This window comes from Janthinobacterium breve (assembly GCF_051380895.1).
Taxonomy (GTDB): domain Bacteria; phylum Pseudomonadota; class Gammaproteobacteria; order Burkholderiales; family Burkholderiaceae_D; genus Janthinobacterium.
Genome location: NZ_JBNYXY010000009.1, coordinates 362,592 through 378,360, shown reverse-complemented (window position 1 = coordinate 378,360; position 15,769 = coordinate 362,592). Strand labels below are relative to the sequence as shown.

Below are 15,769 nucleotides of genomic sequence, written 5' to 3'. Positions count from 1 at the left end.
AATGTTATATGGTCAATGATGGTGTCTCGGAAGCAGAATAGCACATTTAAGTACGGTCGTTCGCAAAGTTATGGCGAGCATCAATTTGTAAGCATCGTGTAAGTTTCAAGCAAGCATGACGTAAGGTTCGGAGAACACACTCGGCTCCAGCTGTTGCAAGAATGGTCAAAAAGACCTCGGCACCAGTTCACTATAAAACATAGGGAGACAAACCATGGCAACACCATCCGGCTCGGCCGACGTACGGAAATTTTCCACCAAGGGAACGCCGATCACGCCCGAAGAACGCAAGGTCATCTTTGCGTCCTCACTCGGCACCGTCTTTGAATGGTACGATTTTTACCTGTACGGTTCGCTGGCATCGATCATCGCCAAGCAATTTTTCATCGGCGACCCCACCACCACCTTCATCTTCGCACTGCTGGCCTTTGCCGCCGGCTTCATCGTGCGTCCCTTCGGCGCGCTGGTCTTCGGTCGCCTGGGCGACATGATCGGCCGCAAGTACACCTTCCTGATCACCATTTTGATCATGGGCGGCTCCACCTTCATCGTCGGCTTGCTGCCGGGCCATGCCTCCATCGGTATCGCCGCACCGATCATCCTCGTCTTCCTGCGCATCCTGCAAGGCCTGGCGCTGGGCGGCGAATACGGCGGCGCAGCCACCTATGTGGCCGAGCACGCACCTGAAGGCAAGCGCGGCGCATTCACGGCGTGGATACAAACGACGGCAACCCTGGGCTTCTTCCTGTCGCTGATGGTCATCCTGGGCACCCGCCTGGCGACCGGCGAGAAGGATTTCGAGGCCTGGGGCTGGCGCATTCCCTTCCTGGTCTCCGTCATCCTGCTGGGTATTTCCGTATGGATCCGCCTGGCCATGAATGAATCGCCCGCGTTTTCCAAGATGAAGGCTGAGGGCAAGACTTCGAAAGCGCCACTGACGGAAGCGTTCGGCAAGTGGAAAAACCTGAAGATCGTCATCCTGGCCCTGATCGGCCTGACCGCCGGCCAGGCCGTCGTCTGGTACACGGGCCAGTTCTACGCCCTGTTCTTCATGATCCAGACCCTGAAAGTGGACCTGGCAACGGCCAACGTGCTGGTCGCCGTCGCCCTGCTGCTGGCTACGCCATTCTTCCTGTTCTTCGGCAGCCTGTCCGACCGCATCGGCCGCAAGTACATCATTCTCGGCGGCTGCCTGATTGCCGCCCTGACCTACTTCCCCATCTTCAGCGGCCTGACCCACTTTGCCAATCCACAACTGGAAGCAGCACTGAAGAACTCGCCAGTGGTGGTGGTGGCCGATCCCGCATCGTGCCACTTCCAGTTCAACCTGACGGGCCAGAAGAAATTCCCCTCGTCGTGCGACATCGCCACGGCTTTCCTGTCGAACAGCTCGGTGAACTACACGAAGGAAGATGCACCGGCCGGCAGCGTGGCCAAAGTGCGCATAGGCGCCAAAGAATTGACCTCGTTTAACGCCGTCATGACGGCCGACGGCTTGAATTTCGATGCGGACAGCAAAGCCAAGGAAGCCGCGTTCAAGAAAGAAATCGGCGCCGGCATCAAGGAAGCGGGCTACCCGGCCAAAGCGGACCCTGACCAGATCAACAAGCCGATGGTCGTCTTGCTGCTGTTCATACTGGTGTTGTACGTGACCATGGTGTATGGCCCGATCGCCGCAATGTTGGTGGAAATGTTCCCGACGCGTATCCGTTACACCTCGATGTCCCTGCCCTACCATATCGGTAACGGCTGGTTCGGCGGCTTGCTGCCGACCACGGCCTTCGCGCTGGTGGCCTTCAAGGGCGATATCTATTACGGCCTGTGGTATCCGATCGTCATCGCCCTGGCGACTGTCGTGATCGGCACCCTGTTCGTCAAGGAAACCAAGGATAACAATATCTACGCCGACGACTGATCCGACGCCAGCCCCGGCCGCAAAGCCGGGGCCCGCAATGCAAAACGCCGCTGACTGGTCAGCGGCGTTTGTTTTTTATGCGGCGTATGCGGCGGCGAGCTTACTTGTCGCTCTTGCTCTTTTTCAGCTGGTCGCGCTGCTGCACGTATTCCTGGTAGCTGGTCTGGTTACGCTTGCGGCAGGCATTGCGGTCGTCAAAATTATTGAGGCTGTTGCAATACTCACCGATCTTGTCCCGGTTCGCGTCATACAAAACTTCACAGCCAGTCATGGCCAGCAAGAAGGGAACGATCAGATATTTCATTGCTACTCTCATGGATAGGGAAGGATTGCGCGTAAAAACACCAGATTGCCCACTTGATAAGCGAGCAAGCTTTATCTTAACGCGATCCTGACGGAAAGTACAAGCGCTCGGTATTAGTGGAAGGGATCAGGGCAGTGCGGCGCCCTGCCCGTCCAACGCCCCGTTCAACAGCGGATTGCCCGCCGCAAACGCCGCCAGGTGCTCAAGCAGCACGCGCACGCGGGCCGGCAGGTAGCGCCGCTGCGTCCACACGGCATATACGTGGCGCGGCTGCGGCATCCAGTCGGGCAAAACGCGCACCAGGCTGCCCCGAGCCACTTCTTCGCGGCACTGTAAAAGCGGACACAGCAGGATGCCGATGCCCACGTCAGCCATTTCCACGGCCAGGCGCATTTCATTGACGCGCAGGCGCGCCTGCGGTTCGATCAGCATTTCGGCGCCGTCGCCGGGCCGCAGCAAGCGCCAGCTGCGCAGCGGCTCGGCCACGATCAACTCGTGCCGTGCCAGTTCCTGCAAGTCGCGCGGCATGCCGGCGCGCGCCAGGTAGGCTGGCGCGGCCACCATCACCAGCGCGGCGCTGCCCAGGCGGCGCTGCATCAGCGAAGAATCGTCGAGCGCGCCCACGCGGATGGCCAGGTCGGCGCCGCTGCCCACCAGGTCTTGCAGCAGGTTCGACAGTTCCAGCTCCAGGCGGATGTCCGGATACTGCTGCATGAAGCTGACCCAGGCGGGCGTCAGCAAGCCGCTGGCGAAGTTGACTGGCGCCAGCACGCGGATGCTGCCCGAGACAGCCGACAGGCTGGCGTCGAGCTGCTGCGTCGCTTGCCGCAGCGCGTGCACGAGGGGGCGGCACTGCTCGTAGTATTGCCAGCCTTCCGCCGTCGGCTGCAAGCGGCGCGCGCTGCGGTTGAGCAAGCGATAGCCCAGCTGGCTTTCCAGCTTTTGCAGCCGGCGCGTGACGGTGGCGGCGGGCAAGTCTTCCTTGACGGCGGCCGCATGCAGGCTGCCCGCCTCCACAATGGCGACAAACAGGGCTAAATCGTCGAGCATGATTGCATTTTCGAAATTTGAAATTAAAAATATGGCTCTAGTATAGATTGCTGCAAGTCGTTACGCTGCCATATCCTCAACTTTTCTGAAAGTGCCCCATGTCCGATGCCCTGCGCCTGCGTTGCGTGTTTGCCTTCCTGATGTCGCTGGTGATGACCCTGCTGATGAGCGCCTGGGTCACCTGGCTCAATATCGGCCTGCAGGCGGACTTCCTGCCCCGCTGGCGCCATGCGTTCTTTGCCGCCTGGCCCGTGGCCTTCTGCGCCGTGATGCTGTTCGCACCCCGCGTGCAGCTGATGAGCCGCAGTATCGTGGCCCGGCTCGCGCGCCCCGCACCTGCCTGCCCCGTCTGCTCGCCCGCTGCGTCCGCAGGAGCGCAGGCGGCGCCCTGTTCTTGCGCCAGCTGACTGGCCTTAACCGGCAGTCAGCCGCCGGCAGTGTCACTCGGTTACTTCGGCCCACGGCCGTCCTGATCCGGGCTATGCTATGGCCTTCCTTGTTTTTACAGTGGAATGCCCATGCTCGATCACGTTTCCCTCACCGTTAGCGACCTGGAACGCGCCGAGCGCTTCTATGACGCCATCTTCGCCGCGCTGGGCGTGCCCAAGGTGGGTAGCGACCATGCCAACGCCTGGGTAGGCTATGGCGAGCGCAGCGATGCGGAACACCCCGAACGCAGCTATTTTTCCGTCCGCCTTGGCCCCCGGCCCGACGACGCGCCGCGCCGCCATTGCTGCTTCAAGGCCACCTCGCGCGCGGCCGTGGAAGCGTTCTGGCATGCGGGACTGGCGCATGGCGGCATCGACCTGGGCGCGCCCGGCCTGCGCCACTATCACGCCAGCTATTACGCGGCTTTTTTGTTCGATCCGGACGGCAACCGCATCGAAGCCGTCTGCCATCGCGCCGAGACCGGCTGACAGGACGGGAAATCCCCCTCTGTTCGGCATTTCCACTTGCATATGTTTTGCCTATAATGGCTGGAACGCCATACCGGCCCCCGGTCCCTGCACCAAGAAGGAAATTCATGCATCATCTATTCGTCGGCCGCCCCGCGCGCACCATGCTCCTTTCCAGCGCAGGCTTGCTGCTGGCCGGCTGTTTTTCCGGCTGCTCCTTGCTGCCGTCGTCGCCGGCCACGCCAGGCGTGCCGGCTACCGCCGCCCTGCCCGACGCCAGCATCGCCTACACCCTGAGCGGCCAGGGCGGCTTGCCCGTGGTCTTCCAGTCGGCCATGGGCGACGGCAAGGATGTGTGGGCCAAGGTGGTCCCCGAAGTGGCAAAGCAGCACCGCGTGCTCGTGTACGACCGTCCCGGCTATGGTGACAGCCGCAAAACCACCACGCCGCGCGACCCCTGCACCATTGCCGCCCAGCAGCGCGCCCTGCTGGCGCAAGCGGGCTTGAAACCGCCGTATGTGCTGGTCGGCCAAGGCTTGGGCGGACTGTACCAGTATGTGTATGCCAAGTTGTACCCGCAGGACGTGGCCGGCCTGGTCTTGCTCGATCCCACGCACCCGCAGCAATGGAGCCGCATGCAGACGGACGCGTCCACCTACGCCATGCTCGTGAAAACCCGGCGTAAACTCATGTTCAACAGTACCGAATCGGCCGAATTCGATGCCCAGGCGCAGTGCCTGCAGCATGTCGACATGGCCAGCCCGCTGCGCGTGCCCGCCATGCTGCTGGTGCGCGACAAGTTCGGCATCGAGGAAATGGGCTCGTTTGAAGACGTGGTGCGGGCCCAGGAAAAGGATTGGCAGCGCCTGTCCGGCGCGCCAGCCATCGAGCGCATCACGGGCGCCGGCTATTACATCCAGAAAGACAACCCCGTCATCGTCAACGAGGCAGTCAAGATGGTAGCGAAGAAGAAATAAAAAAAGGGCAGAGAAATCTGCCCTTTGCCATTCAACAGCCCAGCATCAGCTATTGAAGCCCTTGCCTTCGCCCGCCAGTTTCACCAGCAGGGGCGCCGGCGTCCACGCTTCGCCGTGGCGGCCTTTGGCGTAAGCGCCAATCGTGTCGAGCACGTTCGGCAAGCCGACCGTATCGGCATAGAACATGGGGCCGCCGCGGAACAGGGGGAAGCCGTAGCCCGTCAGATACACCATGTCGATGTCCGAGGCGCGCAGGGCGATGCCCTCTTCCAAGATGCGCGCGCCTTCATTGACCAGCGCATACACGAGGCGTTCGACGATTTCCTGGTCGCTGATCTTGCGCCGCGCCACGCCGATGTCGGCGGAGTGCTGAACGATCATGGCATTGACCTGCTCCGACGGATACGCCTTGCGGTCGCCCGCCTTGTAGTCATACCAGCCGGCGCCCGTCTTCTGGCCGTAGCGGCCAAGTTCGCACAGCAAATCGGCCGTCTTCGAATACGTGACGTCCGGCTTTTCCACAGTGCGGCGCTTGCGGATGGCCCAGCCGATGTCGTTGCCGGCCAGGTCGCCCATGCGGAACGGGCCCATGGCGAAGCCGAATTTCTCCACCGCCTTGTCCACCTGTTCCGGCAAGCAACCCTCTTCCAGCAGGAAGCCAGCTTGCCGGCTGTACTGCTCGATCATGCGGTTGCCGATGAAACCGTCGCACACGCCCGAGACCACGCCCGTCTTTTTCAATTTTTTCGACAGCGCCAGCGCCGTGGCCAGCACATCCTTGCCTGTTTCCTTGCCACGGACGATTTCCAGCAGCTTCATGACGTTCGCCGGGCTGAAGAAATGCGTGCCGATCACGTCCTGCGGGCGTTGGGTAAACGCGGCGATCTTGTCCAGGTCCAAAGTGGACGTGTTCGAGGCGAGGATGGCGCCCGGTTTCATGACGGCATCGAGCTGCCTGAAGACAGTTTCCTTGACGCCCAGCTCTTCGAAGACGGCTTCGATGACGATGTCGGCTTGCGCGATATCGGCATAGGCTAAGGTGCCGCTGACCAGGGCGATGCGCTGCTCGGCCTTGTCCTGCGTCAATTTTCCCTTCTTCACCGTGTTTTCATAATTCTTGCGGATGGTGGCCAGGCCCTTGTCCAGCGCTTCCTGTTTTGTTTCCAGCAGCATCACGGGAATGCCCGCGTTGGCGAAATTCATGGCGATGCCGCCGCCCATGGTGCCGGCACCGACGATCGCCGCCTTGGCGATCGTACGCACGGGGGTGTCGGACGGCACGTCGGGCACCTTGCTGGCGACGCGTTCGGCAAAGAAGGCGTGACGCAGGGCTTTCGACTCGGGCGACTGCACCAGTTGCATGAACAGTTCGCGCTCGTACTTCAAGCCATCGTCGAATTTCATCGTCACGGCGGCCGCCACGGCATCGACGCATTTCAGCGGTGCGGGGAACGGGCCGGACATGGCTTTCACCGTATTGCGCGAAAACTGCAAAAAGGCTTCGTGATTCGGATAGTCGACCTTGCGCTCGCGCACTTTCGGCAGCGGGCGCACGTCGGCCACTTTCGTGGCGAAGGCCACGGCGGCGGTCAGCAAGTCGGCGCCGGGTGCGATGACTTCATCGAACAGGGCCGTGCCGGCCAGTTTTTCGGACGCCACGGGTGTGCCGGAAACGATCATGTTGAGGGCCATTTCCAGGCCCAGCACACGCGGCAGGCGCTGCGTGCCACCCGCGCCCGGCAAGATGCCGAGTTTAACTTCAGGCAAGGCCATCTGCGCGCCCGGTGCGGCCACGCGATAGTTGCAGCCCAGCGCCAGCTCCAGGCCGCCGCCCATGCAGACGCTGTGTATGGCCGCCACCACCGGCTTGGTGGATTGCTCGACGACGTTGATCAGGGTGTGCAGGGTCGGTTCCGTGAGCGCCTTGGGCGAATTGAATTCCTTGATATCGGCGCCGCCCGAAAAGGCCTTGCCGGCGCCCGTGATGACGATGGCTTTCACGGCCTCGTCCGCCAGCGCCTGGCGGATGCCGGCCACGGCGGCCGTGCGCGTTGCCAAGCCCAGGCCGTTAACGGGTGGATTGGCAAGGGTAATGACGGCAACGGCGCCGTTTACTTGATATTCAGCACTCATGTCTCTTCCTTATTGGTTTTTGCTTAGCGATGAGGTGGTTGCAAGGGATGAAGCTTCACTATACCGCATAAAAGAACGCTCGTATTATTTTTTATCGCGGCGCGTGGAACACCGGTGCCGGCCATCATGGTACAACATCGCCGGCTCCGGCCTGCGGCACCGGCGACGGCAGGCGCCAGCAACTATCAATTGCATATCCATTTTTAATAAAAAAAACATAATAATAAAAACGCCGTTTTATTATTCGGTAAATGCTCTGCCATATGCTGGCGCGGGCCAATAACGACACTTTCAGCATTATTTATTCACGCCCCTTGTTTTTCGCCGGGCGCTGGGGAATAATAAAATTATTGATTCAAATCAACACTCTGCAATTGATTTAATATTATGTAGCAGTGCCGCCGGATATCGCCTGTGTGCGCTTATGTTATATCGGGCAGATTCTCACCGATTATCACACCGGCTCATGTGCGGGTCATTATGCAATCATTTTATATCGTTATTAACTGTCAGCATTAGCGCCACCCATTCCTCTTCCCACACTGAAGGAAATACTATGGACGCAGCCAGCCATGTCAGCCACTCCCAGGATCTGGACTTACAAGCGATAAATACTGCATTAAACCGTGTCCAGGCCGTGATCGAATTCGAACTCGACGGCACCATCCTGCATGCGAATGACAATTTCCTGCGCGTCATCGGGTATACCCTGGCCGAGGTGCAAGGCAAGCACCATGCCATCTTCTGCGACCCCGAGTATGTGAAAACGGCCGAATACGCCGACTTCTGGGCCAAGCTGGGTCGCGGCGAATTCGACCAGGGCGAATACAAGCGCCGCGCCAGGGATGGCCGCGAAGTGTGGATCAATGCTTCCTACAACCCCATCCTCGACGCCGATGGCAAGCCGTATAAAGTCATCAAGTTTGCCACCGACATCACGGCCAGCAAGCGCCGCAATGCCGATTACGAAGGCAAGATCGACGCCATCAGCAAGGCCCAGGCCGTGATCGAGTTCCGGCTCGACGGCACCATCATCCGTGCCAACGACAACTTTCTTGCCTCGGTCGGCTACACGCTGGCAGAGATCGAAGGCAAGCACCACCGCATGTTTTGCGAAGCGGAATACGCCAGCAGCGAGGAATACGCGCAATTCTGGCAAAAGCTGGGCAAGGGCGAGTTCGACGCGGGCGAATACAAGCGCGTCACCAAGGACGGCCGCGAAATCTGGCTTAACGCTACCTACAACCCCATCCTCGACTTGAACGGCAAGCCGTATAAAGTGGTCAAGTTCGCCATCGACATCAGCGAACAGGTGAACCTGGAAAACAGCATCCAGGCCAAGGCCGCCAACGACAGCCGCAAGGTCAATGCCCTGCTCGACTCGGTGGCGCGCGCGGCGCAAGGCGACCTGACCTGCAATATCGTGCCAGAGGGCGACGAGCCGATCGACCTGCTGGCCGGCGGCATCAGCAAGATGATCGTCGACTTGCGCGGCGTGATCGGCAATGTGGTATCGGCGGCGAACGGCTTTGCCGACGCCTCGCACGCCATCGCCGAGCGGGCCACGGGCGTGGCCGTGGGTACGCAAGCGCTGGGCGCCACGGTGGAAGAAATGAATGCCTCCATCGATGGCCTGACGTTTTCCATCAATTCCATCGCGGAAAACACCTCGAACGCCGATTTCCTGGCGAAAGCCACGCAGCAGGAAGCGGAAGCGGGCGCGCGCGCCGTCGCCAAGTCGATCGAGGCGATGGACTTGATCAACCGCTCGTCGGAAGACATCGGCGAAATCGTCAAGGTCATCAGCGAAATCGCCAACCAGACGAATATGCTGGCGTTCAATGCGGCCATCGAGGCGGCGCGCGCGGGCGAACACGGTCTGGGCTTTTCCGTCGTCGCCGACGAAGTGCGCAAGCTGGCCGAGCGCTCCTCGCAGGCAACCAAAGAGATTTCCAAGCTGATCAACGAATCCGTCAAGCGCGTCTCGACGGGCAGCGAGATTTCGCGCCAGGCCAGCGATGCCTTCGACAAGATCGTCTCGGGCGTGGCGAAGACCACGCTGGCCATCTCGGATATCTCGAAGGCAGCCAACGAGCAGTTGCTGACGGCGCGCGAAGTATCGACGGCGATCCAGTACATCGCCGAGGAAACGGAAAAGTCGGCCGCCAACTGCGACAGCATCGCCCGCTCGACGGATGGGCTGAACGAGCGTGCGGGCAGCCTGAACCAGACTGTCTCCGGCTTCGTGGTGTAAGCGATGAGCCACGCGGCCACCTTGACGCCCGAGGTGCTGACGAGCCTGATCGCGCTGGTACGCCAGCATACGGGCATCGCCATGACTGCGCGCAAGAGCGTGCTGCTGGAGCGACGCTTGCAGCCACGGCTGCAAGCGCTGTCCCTGCTCAGCTACCAGGCTTACCTGGAACGGGTGGCCAGCGACCGCGACGAGGTGGCCCATTTCATCGATCTGGTGACCACCAACGACACCCTGTTTTTCCGCACGCCATCGATCTGGGATTACTTCCGCGACCGCTACCTGCCCGGATGGGCCCGCGCCCATCCGGACGGCTGCCTGGAAATCTGGTCGGCGGCGGCGGCCAGCGGCGAAGAGCTGTATTCGATCGCCATGCTATGCGAGCAATTCAGGCTGCAAACTCCCGCTTTCCGCTACCAGATCCTGGCCAGCGACATTTCGCAGCAAATCCTGGGGGTAGCCAGAGCCGGCCAGTACAGCGGGCGCTCCGTCGAGCGCATCCGCCTGTCGCACCCGGACTTGCTGCGCAAATATTTCACGCCTTCGCCGTATGGCGTCAAGGTCAACGAGGAACTGCGGCAACACGTCAGCTTTGCGCAGCACAATTTACTGGAAGCGCTGCGCCCGGCCCGGCAGTTCGACCTGGTGTTCCTGCGTAATGTGCTGATTTATTTCGATGCCGAGCACCAGGAAACCGTGCTGCGCCAGGCGCGCCTGAGCCTGAAGAACGAGGGCCGGCTGATCCTGGGCGAATCTGAAACCATCGCCCGCCTGGGCACCGGCTATCAATTCGAGTTTCCCATGATTTATAAGGCGGGAACGGCATGATCCACACGCACACTCTGGCGGAGGCCCCGCCGCTGCACCTGGTTGGCATGGGGCAACTTAGCGTGGGCACGCAGGGCGAACAGCTGCAGGCGCTGCTGGGCTCCTGCATCGGCATCGGTTTCATCTGGAAGAACGGCCCATGCTGCGGCCTGGCCCATTGTTTGCTGCCGGAAGCGCCCGGAGCAGACAGCGCCCTTCGCACCCCGAATGCACGCTATGTGAGCCAGGCCGTGCCCTCGCTGCTGCGCCTGATGGGCGTGCGCGAGGCCGATTATTCCGATATCGACGTGGTGCTGGCGGGCGGCGCCAGCATGTTCGGCCCCGATAATGGCCATGGCCGCCTGCAGGTGGGGCGGCAAAACGCGGCAGCGGCGCAAAAATACTTGGACCAGTGCGGCTTGCACGTCAGTTTTTGCGCGCTGGGCGGACGCCACGGGCGCCAGTTGCTGATCGATTGCGCCCACCACAGCTACGCCGTCACCGATGTGGTGGCGCAACCCGGCTTGACTTCACGCAAGGAAGGCGCATATGGATAGGCATGAAGGGTACAAGGGTGAGCGCGACGGCGCCACCGAACTGTTCGGTTCCTTCCACCTGGGCGGCGATGAATTCGCCCTGCCCGCCAGTTGCATCCGCGAAGTGGTGAACTACCCCGCGAAAGTCACCGCCCTGCCCTTGTCGCCCGCGTATCTGGAAGGCATGTTCACCTTGCGCGGCAGTGTCATTCCGGTGGTTAACCTGGGCCGTTTGTTCCGCGCCGATGCGCCGCGCGCCTTGGCCACCGACAAGATCGCCATCCTGGACTTTCAGCAAGTACTGATCGGCATCGTCTTCCAGGATACGGGCGACATCCTGCGCGTGCCGGCCAGCGCCCGCAGCGCCCTGCAGTATGCGGCCGGCGACGCGCACGCCATCATCGCCGGCACGATATTGCTCGACGGCGGCGCGCGCCTGCTGCAAATCCTCGACCCGCATGCCCTGCTGCGCATCGAAAACGTGCCCCATGTGCTGGCCCTGCAAGCGACGGGCGCCAAACTGAGCACAGCCCGCTACCACGCGCAAAGCGAACGCCGCCAGTGCGTCAGCTTTCACGCGGCCGGCGCCACGTTTGCCTTCGAAATGCTGGCCATCCAGGAAATCATCCGCGTGCCAGAACTGCACAGCTCCCTGCTGAATAGTGAACTGTGCCTTGGCCGCATGCATTTTCGCGGCAGCCAGGTGGCCGTCATCGATTTCGGCGCCCTGCTGCAAGCGGCAGAACCGGGCAAGGAGGCGACCAGTGAGCAGCGCATCATCGTCGTGCGCCTGGCTGACACGACCGTGGGCTTTCTCGTCGATTCCGTCGACAGCATCGTGCATTTCTTTGGCGACGAGGTGCTGCCGATTCCCCTGCTGAGCAAGGCGCGCGCGGCCATGTTCGCAGGCTGCATCACGAAAGAGGGCCTGGGCGACATCATTTTCCTCGACCACAAGGGCATCCTGTCGCAGGCGGAGATCGTCGAGATGCGCGACGGCCACAAGCGCCTGTATCCAAACGACACGGAAACGGCCACTGCCGCCACACGCAAGGCGCAGCGCCGCGTCTACATCACGTTTACCGTGGAAACCCGCTTCGCCGTGGAAATCGGGCAAGTGCGCGAAATCATCGACTTCAGCGGCGCCATCACCACGCCACCGGGCATGCCGGCCTGCATGCGCGGCATGCTGAACTTGCGCCAGCAAATGATCAGCATCATCGACTTGCGCCAGCTGTACGCCATGCCGGTCCTGCCGGACGCGAGCGCCGGCAAGATCCTCATCGTGGAACGCGGTAGCGAGCGCTACGGCTTCCTTGTCGACCATGTCGACAACATCATGACCATTTCCGACAGCCAGCGCTTTGCGGCGCCGCAAATCATCCGCACGGGAGAACATGACGACTTGCGCAGCGAAATGGATGAAATGATCGATATCGGCACGGACGCGCAGCGCCAGACCCTGTCCGTCTTCCAGTGCGATCATCTACTGGAGAAGCTGGGCTCGGCGCTGCCGCAGGCTGCGTAAGCGCGGCGTAGCGCTACATGCCGGGCAGCTGGTGGCCCTTGAACTGCTCGCGCAGCTTGTTCTTCTGGATCTTGCCCGTCGCGCCCATGGGCATGGCGTCGATGAACAGCACGTCGTCCGGCGTCCACCACTTGGCGATCTTGCCCTCGAAGAACTGCAGCAACGCCTCACGCGTGACCGCCATCCCCGGGCGCAGCACCACCACCAGCACGGGCCGCTCATCCCATTTCGGGTGGAACACGCCGATGCAGGCCGCCTGCAGCACGGCCGGGTGCGCCATGGCCAGGTTTTCCAGGTCGATGGTGCCGATCCACTCGCCGCCCGACTTGATCACATCCTTGCTGCGGTCCGTGATCTGCATATAGCCATCCGCATCGATGGTGGCCACGTCGCCCGTGGGGAACCAGCCATCCTGCAGCACGTCGCCGCCCTCGTTCTTGTAATACGAAGAAATGACCCACGGCCCTTTCACCAGCAAATGGCCGTAGGCAACGCCATCCCACGGCAATTCCTTGCCATCGTCGTCGACGATCTTCATGTCCACGCCATAAATGGCATGGCCCTGTTTTTGCAGGATCTTGCGCTGCGCGTCCTTCGGCAAGTCCAGGTGCTTGGTCTGCAAGCCGCCTGCCGTGCCCAGCGGCGACATTTCCGTCATGCCCCAGGCGTGGATGACCTCGATATCGAACTTGTCGATCAGGGTATCCATCATGGCCGGCGGGCACGCCGCGCCGCCGATCACGGTGCGGCGGAAGGTGGAAAACGTCAAGTCATTCTGCAGCGCATGGCTCAACAAGCCCAGCCAGACGGTGGGCACGCCGGCCGAGAACGTCACCTTTTCCGCCTCGAACAGCTCGTACAAAGACTTGCCATCGAGCGCCGCGCCGGGAAACACCATGCGCGCGCCGGACAAGGGCACGGAATACGGCAAGCCCCAGGCATTCACGTGGAACATGGGCACCACGGGCAATACCGTGTCGGAGGCGCGCACGTTCAGGCCGCTGGGCATGGCCGAGGCATACGCGTGCAGCACGGTCGAGCGGTGCGAATACAGGGCGCCCTTGGGATTGCCCGTCGTGCCGGACGTGTAGCACAGCGTGGCGGCGGAATTCTCGTCGAACAAGGGCCACGTGTACTCGTCGGAATGCGTGGCGATCAAGTCTTCATAGCACAGCAGGTCGGGAATGGTGCTGCTGGCGGGCATGCGCTCGCGGTCGCACATCAGCACGAAGTGGCGCACAAAGGTGCAGTCGGCGGCGATTTTCTCCACCACGGGCAAGAACGTCAGGTCGAACAGCAGCACCTGGTCTTGCGCGTGATTGGAGATGTAGGCGATCTGGTCGGGAAACAAACGCGGATTGATCGTATGCAGCACGGCGCCCGAGCCGGACACGGCATAGTAGGCTTCCAGGTGACGATAGCCATTCCAGGCCAGGGTGGCGACCCGGTCGCCCATGCCGACACCGAGGCCATGCAAGGCATTGGCCAACCGGCGCGCGCGCTGGTGGCAATCGCGGTAGGTGTAGCGGTGCATATCGCCCTCCACCCGCCGCGAAATGATTTCGCTGCCCCCATAATGACGCGCTGCAAACTCGATAATGCTGGAAATCAGCAGGGGCTGATCCATCATCTGGCCCATCACTGGGCTCAAGGGAAATGCCGACATCGTGTCTCCTGGTTTGGCTACTCGGTTATTGTTGGAATTTACAGACTTTCCCTAGTTTCGTACGGTCGTGCGGAAATCGTCAACGCATTTCGATATTGCATTGCAGCATGGAATTTTCGGTTCCGTTTTTTACCCACCCGGACATCCGCCACGCGCCCTGGCGCTGTGCGGTAAAATCGCATTCCAGGCTGGCGCTGCTTGCCGCCACATCGCCACATTTGATTTGAATGGAATCGCCATCACCGCTCCTACCTTACCACTGGATAACGCCTTTGCGGCCTTGCCGCCAGCGTTCTATACGCGATTGATGCCCACGCCCCTGCCCGCCCCGTATTTCGTGGCCGCCAGCGCACCGGCAGCAGCCCTCATCGGCCTCGATGCGGCGCGCCTGGCGCAAGCCGATTACGTGGAGCTGCTGAGCGGCAATACGGTTGCCGAGCGCTCGATGCCCCTCTCGGCCGTGTACTCGGGCCACCAGTTCGGCGTCTGGGCCGGCCAGCTGGGGGACGGCCGCGCCATCCTGCTGGGCGATATCGCCACCGCAGACGGTCCGATGGAGCTGCAACTGAAAGGTGCCGGCGCCACGCCGTATTCGCGCATGGGCGACGGACGCGCCGTGCTGCGCTCATCCATCCGCGAATTCCTCTGTTCGGAAGCCATGGCGGCGCTGGGCATTCCCACTTCACGCGCGCTGTCCATCATGGGGTCGCAGCAAGGCATCATGCGCGAAACGGTGGAAACGGCGGCCGTCGTCACGCGCATGGCGCCTACGTTTGTGCGCTTTGGCTCGTTCGAACACTGGTTTTACCGCAAGAAGCCGGACGAGCTGAAAATCCTTGCCGATTACATCATCGACGGTTTTTATCCCGCATTGCGCGCCGCATCAAATCCATACCAGGCATTGCTGGCCGAAGTGTGCGTGCGCACGGCGCACATGATCGCGCAGTGGCAAGCCGTGGGTTTCATGCACGGCGTGATGAACACGGACAATATGTCGATTTTGGGCTTGACGCTCGATTACGGCCCTTTTGGCTTCATGGAAGCGTTTGACGCGGAACATATCTGCAACCATACGGACCAGCAGGGCCGCTATTCCTATGCCAACCAGCCGCAGGTGGGCCACTGGAACTGCTACGCGCTGGGCCAGGCGCTGCTGCCGCTGATCGGCGAAGTGGCCGAGGCGCAGGCGGCACTGGACAGCTACCAGAGCGCCTTTGCGGACAAGATGAATGCCTTGCTGCGCGCCAAGCTGGGCTTGCAGACCATCCAGGACGACGATACGGCGCTGTTCGACAGCATGTTTGCCCTGATGCAAGCCAATCACGTGGATTTCACCAATTTTTTCCGCGCCCTGGCGACACTGCAGGTGGCTGCCCCCGAGCATGATACGGCGTTGCGCGACATGTTCATCGACCGCCCCGCCTTCGATACGTGGGCAGAAACTTACCGTGCGCGCCTGCGGCAGGAAGACAGTGTCGATGCCAAGCGGCAAGTCGCCATGAACGGCGTCAATCCAAAATACGTGCTGCGCAACTACCTGGCGCAAGTGGCCATCGAAAAAGCCCGGCAGCAGGACTACACGGAAGTGGCGACATTGCTGGAAGTTTTGCAAAAGCCATTTGACGAACAGCCCGAACACCAGCACTATGCGGCCCTGCCGCCCGACTGGGCCAATCACCTTGAAGTCAGTTGCTCATCCTGAG

13 protein-coding genes are annotated in these 15,769 nt (G+C 61.4%); 9 read left to right on the top strand and 4 right to left on the bottom strand.

The genetic code is table 11. The features are described 5' to 3' along the window. The first annotated feature begins 214 nt into the window (after positions 1-214). Positions 215-1,915: an MFS transporter gene (locus tag ACQ4W0_RS20105; protein WP_436578362.1), complete on the top strand. Its 1,701-nt coding sequence runs from the start codon at positions 215-217 to the stop codon at positions 1,913-1,915. Between the two features lie 100 nt (positions 1,916-2,015). Here ACQ4W0_RS20105 and ACQ4W0_RS20100 read toward each other — a convergent pair whose 3' ends face one another. Continuing rightward, the gene (locus ACQ4W0_RS20100; RefSeq protein WP_046682764.1) at positions 2,016-2,219 is read right to left on the bottom strand and encodes a hypothetical protein; all 204 of its coding nucleotides are present in this window, start codon (positions 2,217-2,219) and stop codon (positions 2,016-2,018) included. 126 nt (positions 2,220-2,345) lie between these two features. Next, complete coding sequence (locus ACQ4W0_RS20095) at positions 2,346-3,269, bottom strand: LysR family transcriptional regulator (RefSeq protein WP_436578361.1); 924 nt, start codon at positions 3,267-3,269, stop codon at positions 2,346-2,348. 98 nt (positions 3,270-3,367) lie between these two features. Here ACQ4W0_RS20095 and ACQ4W0_RS20090 point away from each other — a divergent pair, with 98 nt between their 5' ends. From ACQ4W0_RS20090 to ACQ4W0_RS20080, 3 genes are all read left to right on the top strand, one after another. After that, positions 3,368-3,676 (top strand): DUF2798 domain-containing protein, encoded by a 309-nt coding sequence (locus ACQ4W0_RS20090; protein WP_436578360.1) that lies wholly within the window; start codon positions 3,368-3,370, stop codon positions 3,674-3,676. 105 nt (positions 3,677-3,781) lie between these two features. Then, positions 3,782-4,186 carry a VOC family protein gene (locus tag ACQ4W0_RS20085; protein ID WP_436578359.1) on the top strand — a complete coding sequence of 135 codons (405 nt, stop codon included), beginning with the start codon at positions 3,782-3,784 and terminating at the stop codon, positions 4,184-4,186. A gap of 107 nt (positions 4,187-4,293) precedes the next feature. Continuing rightward, positions 4,294-5,142 carry an alpha/beta fold hydrolase gene (locus tag ACQ4W0_RS20080; protein WP_436578358.1) on the top strand — a complete coding sequence of 283 codons (849 nt, stop codon included), beginning with the start codon at positions 4,294-4,296 and terminating at the stop codon, positions 5,140-5,142. A gap of 45 nt (positions 5,143-5,187) precedes the next feature. Here ACQ4W0_RS20080 and ACQ4W0_RS20075 read toward each other — a convergent pair whose 3' ends face one another. Next, positions 5,188-7,275, bottom strand: a complete 2,088-nt coding sequence (locus ACQ4W0_RS20075; RefSeq protein ID WP_436578357.1) for a 3-hydroxyacyl-CoA dehydrogenase NAD-binding domain-containing protein — start codon at positions 7,273-7,275, stop codon at positions 5,188-5,190. Positions 7,276-7,831: 556 nt separating this feature from the next. On the opposite strand from ACQ4W0_RS20075, the gene ACQ4W0_RS20070 reads away from it, so the two are divergent. Genes ACQ4W0_RS20070 through ACQ4W0_RS20055 form a run of 4 tightly spaced genes read left to right on the top strand, consistent with a single transcriptional unit; the run spans position 7,832 to position 12,400 of the window. Then, the gene (locus tag ACQ4W0_RS20070) at positions 7,832-9,529 is read left to right on the top strand and encodes a methyl-accepting chemotaxis protein (protein WP_436578356.1); all 1,698 of its coding nucleotides are present in this window, start codon (positions 7,832-7,834) and stop codon (positions 9,527-9,529) included. A 3-nt stretch (positions 9,530-9,532) separates the two neighbouring features. Next, on the top strand, positions 9,533-10,357 hold the full coding sequence (locus ACQ4W0_RS20065) for a CheR family methyltransferase (RefSeq protein ID WP_436578355.1): 825 nt from the start codon (positions 9,533-9,535) through the stop codon (positions 10,355-10,357). Next, positions 10,354-10,893 (top strand): chemotaxis protein CheD, encoded by a 540-nt coding sequence (locus ACQ4W0_RS20060; RefSeq protein WP_436578354.1) that lies wholly within the window; start codon positions 10,354-10,356, stop codon positions 10,891-10,893. Before ACQ4W0_RS20065 ends, ACQ4W0_RS20060 begins: the two co-directional genes overlap by 4 nt. Continuing rightward, positions 10,886-12,400, top strand: coding sequence for a chemotaxis protein CheW (locus tag ACQ4W0_RS20055; RefSeq protein ID WP_436578353.1), 1,515 nt, complete (start codon positions 10,886-10,888; stop codon positions 12,398-12,400). Before ACQ4W0_RS20060 ends, ACQ4W0_RS20055 begins: the two co-directional genes overlap by 8 nt. A 13-nt stretch (positions 12,401-12,413) precedes the next feature. Here ACQ4W0_RS20055 and ACQ4W0_RS20050 read toward each other — a convergent pair whose 3' ends face one another. Then, complete coding sequence (locus ACQ4W0_RS20050) at positions 12,414-14,066, bottom strand: 3-(methylthio)propionyl-CoA ligase (protein WP_436578352.1); 1,653 nt, start codon at positions 14,064-14,066, stop codon at positions 12,414-12,416. A gap of 223 nt (positions 14,067-14,289) precedes the next feature. Between ACQ4W0_RS20050 and ACQ4W0_RS20045 the strand changes: the two genes are divergently transcribed. Further along, positions 14,290-15,768, top strand: coding sequence for a protein adenylyltransferase SelO (locus ACQ4W0_RS20045; protein WP_436578351.1), 1,479 nt, complete (start codon positions 14,290-14,292; stop codon positions 15,766-15,768). The last annotated feature ends 1 nt before the right edge of the window (position 15,769 follow it).

Excerpts from the sequence above, each read along its gene's own strand:
- ACQ4W0_RS20070 (WP_436578356.1), top strand. The coding sequence starts at position 7,832 with ATGGACGCAGCCAGCCATGTCAGCCACTCCCAGGATCTGGACTTACAA.
- ACQ4W0_RS20055 (WP_436578353.1), top strand. The coding sequence starts at position 10,886 with ATGGATAGGCATGAAGGGTACAAGGGTGAGCGCGACGGCGCCACCGAA.
- ACQ4W0_RS20090 (WP_436578360.1), top strand. The coding sequence starts at position 3,368 with ATGTCCGATGCCCTGCGCCTGCGTTGCGTGTTTGCCTTCCTGATGTCG.
- ACQ4W0_RS20085 (WP_436578359.1), top strand. The coding sequence starts at position 3,782 with ATGCCCATGCTCGATCACGTTTCCCTCACCGTTAGCGACCTGGAACGC.
- ACQ4W0_RS20105 (WP_436578362.1), top strand. The coding sequence starts at position 215 with ATGGCAACACCATCCGGCTCGGCCGACGTACGGAAATTTTCCACCAAG.
- ACQ4W0_RS20065 (WP_436578355.1), top strand. The coding sequence starts at position 9,533 with ATGAGCCACGCGGCCACCTTGACGCCCGAGGTGCTGACGAGCCTGATC.
- ACQ4W0_RS20050 (WP_436578352.1), bottom strand. The coding sequence starts at position 14,066 with ATGTCGGCATTTCCCTTGAGCCCAGTGATGGGCCAGATGATGGATCAG.
- ACQ4W0_RS20100 (WP_046682764.1), bottom strand. The coding sequence starts at position 2,219 with ATGAAATATCTGATCGTTCCCTTCTTGCTGGCCATGACTGGCTGTGAA.
- ACQ4W0_RS20080 (WP_436578358.1), top strand. The coding sequence starts at position 4,294 with ATGCATCATCTATTCGTCGGCCGCCCCGCGCGCACCATGCTCCTTTCC.
- ACQ4W0_RS20075 (WP_436578357.1), bottom strand. The coding sequence starts at position 7,275 with ATGAGTGCTGAATATCAAGTAAACGGCGCCGTTGCCGTCATTACCCTT.
- ACQ4W0_RS20095 (WP_436578361.1), bottom strand. The coding sequence starts at position 3,269 with ATGCTCGACGATTTAGCCCTGTTTGTCGCCATTGTGGAGGCGGGCAGC.
- ACQ4W0_RS20060 (WP_436578354.1), top strand. The coding sequence starts at position 10,354 with ATGATCCACACGCACACTCTGGCGGAGGCCCCGCCGCTGCACCTGGTT.